Raw genomic sequence first — 3,215 nt, 5'->3', positions numbered from 1 at the left:
GGCCAGACGCTGCGGGCGGGCTCGGGCAGCACCTCGTGCGGGATGAGCACGGCGAGCCTCGGCGCGGTGAAGCCCTGGGTGTCCGAGGCCGCCGAGTTCCTCGGGTGCCAGTACGGGCAGCCGCAGGTCCTCGGCGTCGGCAGCCGCGGCAACGCGTCGGACCACCCGTCCGGCCTCGCCGCGGACTTCATGACCAGCGACCAGGCGACCGGCGACTCGATCGCCGCGTGCGCGCTGGAGAACATGCAGGCCCTCGGCGTCTCGTACGTGATCTGGGACCAGCAGATCAACACCGGTTCCGGCTGGCAACCCATGGAGGACCGCGGCAGCCCCACGGCCAACCACGAGGACCACGTGCACATCTCGTTCCAGAAGTCGGCGGGATCGGGCGACCCGGTCCGCTGCTGACGACCGTTCACCGCGCTCGCGGGCACGCACACCTCACGGTGCGTGAGTGACACGGGCGTTTCGTGACCTCTCCGCTACATTCGGTGGCGAACACGACGGTCCGGCTCCCCGACGGGCATCCCCAGTGCTCCGCCCGGGCCGACGGTTCGAGAAGGCAGGTCGTGTCGCGGCACCGCTCCCCCGCCGCGGGTGCGACCGGTGCTGCGGAGACGGTCGACGTGCGCCGTCTGCTCGCGGGCGCCGGCGCCCCGCTCCCCGAGTCCCAGCGCTGTGCGCTGCGGCGCGGCGTCACCGCGGCCGCGGTCGCCGGTGGTGCGCTGGCGGTGGCGGCCCCTGCGGCCACGCTGATCCCGGTGGCCGAGCCGGTGCCGTCCACCGCGCAGATCGGGCTGGCGTCGTCGGACGTGGTCGACGCGGAGGAGCCGGAGTTCCTCGCGGTCGACGGCGGTCTCCTCGCCTCCACCGTGCTGCCCGTCCGTCGCGAGGTCGAGCCGCCGGTCGCGGCCGAGAACCTGCTCAAGTCCGCAGCGCTCAACGAGGCCGCTCGTGCGGCCGAGGAGGCCCGCCTCGCGCGCGAGGCCCGGGTGAGCTGCGAGGCCGACCTCTCGGACCTGGGTGCGGTGAAGTCGCACGTGCGCGAGGCCGCCCGGTTCCTGTCGTGCCTCTACGACCAGCCGGACCTCATCGGCGTCGCCGGGCGCGGCCGCGTCTCCGACCATCCGACGGGCCGGGCGCTCGACCTCATGACGCGCGGCGAGCAGGGCGACCGGATCGCGGAGTGCGCGCTGGAGAACCGCCAGGCCCTGGGCATCTCGTACGTGATCTGGGAGCAGCGCATCAACTACGGCTCGGGCTGGGAGCGGATGGAGAACCGCGGCGGCGAGACCGAGAACCACTTCGACCACGTGCACATCAGCTTCGAACGGGGCGCGGGCAGCGGAACCCCCGACCCCGACCTCTGCACCTGACCCGCGTCATGGAGCCACAACTGTCGTTCTCGGGCCCCGAGCCGACAGTTGTGGCTCCACAACGCTAGAGGCCGATGCGGGCGGGGCGGCCGTTCTCGCCCTCGTGCCAGATGTTCACCACGGCGGGGCGCGGCTGGGAGTCACCGCCGTCGGGCCAGTGCGAGCCGGGGTTGGCCGGGGAGGCGTCGTCGACGTCTCCCGGGTGCTGCACCGAGATCAGCACGAAGTCCTCGGTGACGACCGGGCCGCAGGTCTCCCCGCCGATCGGCACCGAGGCGAACTGCGTCGTCCGACCCCGCGTGGCACCCGTGAGCGAGACGCCGAACAGGCCGTCGTTCTGCTCCAGGGCGGCCCCGGAGTCGGTGGAGATCCAGAGGTTGCCGTGGGCGTCGAACGCCAGGTTGTCCGGCGACGTGATCGGGCTGACCTGGGACTTGTCGAACCCGCCGAAGTAGGTCGAGGGATCGGCCGGGTCCCCGCAGACGAGCAGGATCGACCAGGCGAACCGGGTGCCGGTGGGGTCGTCGTCCGCCTCGGTCAGCTCGATGACGTGCCCGTGCTTGTTGTCCGCGCGCGGGTTGGCCTCGTCCGGCCCGGCCTTGCCCGCCTTGCCGCGGTCGGTGTTGTTGGTCAACGCCAGGTAGACCTTGCCGGTCCGCGGGTGCGGCTCGACGTCCTCGGGTCGGTCCATCTTCGTCGCCCCGACCCGGTCCCCGGCCTCACGGGTGAAGACGTAGACCTCCTCGGCCGACATGCCCGGCACGAAGCTGGTGGTGCCGGAGGCGAGCGCGACCCACTCACCGGTCCCGTCGAACTCGCCGTCCTGCGCGCCGTCCCCGGTGAACCTCGCGACGTACAGCGTGCCGTCGGACAGCAGGGACAGGTTGTGCTCGCGGGCGCGGCGGCTCTGCCCGTTCTGCATCGTCTCGGCCGAGACGAACTTGTAGACGTAGTCGAAGCGCTCGTCGTCGCCCAGGTAGGCGACGGCGTGGCCGTCCCGGGACAGCCGCACGGTCGCGCCCTCGTGCTTGAACCGGCCGAGCGCGGTGTGCTTCACCGGCCGGGAGTGCGGGTCGTGCGGGTCGACCTCGACGACCCAGCCGAACCGGTTGGCCTCGTTCGGGTTCGCGGCCAGGTCGAACCGCGGTTCGACGGTCTCCCACGCCCGTTCCGAGGCCCCCTCCGCGAAGCCGTACCGGGCCAGCCTCGGGTCCGCCGGGTCGGCGTTGGCGAAGTACTGGTTGACGTTCTCCTCGCCCGACAGGAACGTGCCCCACGGCGTCACGCCGCCCGAGCAGTTGTTGAACGTGCCGAGCACGACGGTCCCGGTCGGGTCCGCGGCGGTCCGCAGCAGCGCGGAACCCGCGGCGGGCCCGTCGAGCACGAACTCCGAGGTGCCGGTGAACCGCCGGTTGCGGGAGCCCTCGCGGTCCACGGTGATCCGGCCCTCGCGGTCGCGGACGATCTCGACGACCGAGAGCCCGTGCGCCGCCAGCCCGATCCGGACCTGCTCGTCGGTGGGGGCCGCCGCGTCGTACTCGCGGAACATCAGCGGCTCGATCGTGTACTCGTGGTTCGAGAACATGACCCACCGCCGCGCGGGGCCCTCCAGCAGGATCAGGCCGCAGAAGTCGTTGTTGTAGCCGAACTGCTGGGCCTGCGCCGCGGCCGTCTGGGCCTCGAAGTCGAACTCCGGGGCGCCCGGCAGGATCGGGTCGCCCCACCGCACCACGACCTGCTGCGCGTACCCGCGGGGGACGCGGACGGCGTCGTCGGTGTTCGGCGGGACCGTGTCGATCGGGCACGAGGGACTGAAGCTGCTGCTCGTCGAGCTGGGTC

At 72.4% G+C, this 3,215-nt stretch carries 3 protein-coding genes; 2 read left to right on the top strand and 1 reads right to left on the bottom strand.

Annotated elements, in window-relative coordinates; translation table 11 throughout:
* On the top strand, positions 1–408 hold a 408-nt coding region (locus tag H5J29_RS26730), incomplete at its 5' end, for a VldE C-terminal domain-containing protein (RefSeq protein ID WP_512700139.1).
* Positions 409–569: 161 nt separating this feature from the next.
* Positions 570–1,376, top strand: coding sequence for a VldE C-terminal domain-containing protein (locus tag H5J29_RS26725; RefSeq protein ID WP_181783768.1), 807 nt, complete (start codon positions 570–572; stop codon positions 1,374–1,376).
* 64 nt (positions 1,377–1,440) lie between these two features.
* On the opposite strand, the gene H5J29_RS26720 is transcribed toward H5J29_RS26725, so the two are convergent.
* Positions 1,441–3,215: PhoX family protein (locus H5J29_RS26720; RefSeq protein WP_181783767.1), on the bottom strand; the 1,775-nt coding region annotated here is incomplete at its 5' end.

Source organism: Pseudonocardia pini (assembly GCF_013870575.1).
Taxonomy (GTDB): Bacteria; Actinomycetota; Actinomycetes; order Mycobacteriales; family Pseudonocardiaceae; genus Pseudonocardia; species Pseudonocardia pini.
This window is presented reverse-complemented; position numbering and strand designations above follow the sequence as displayed.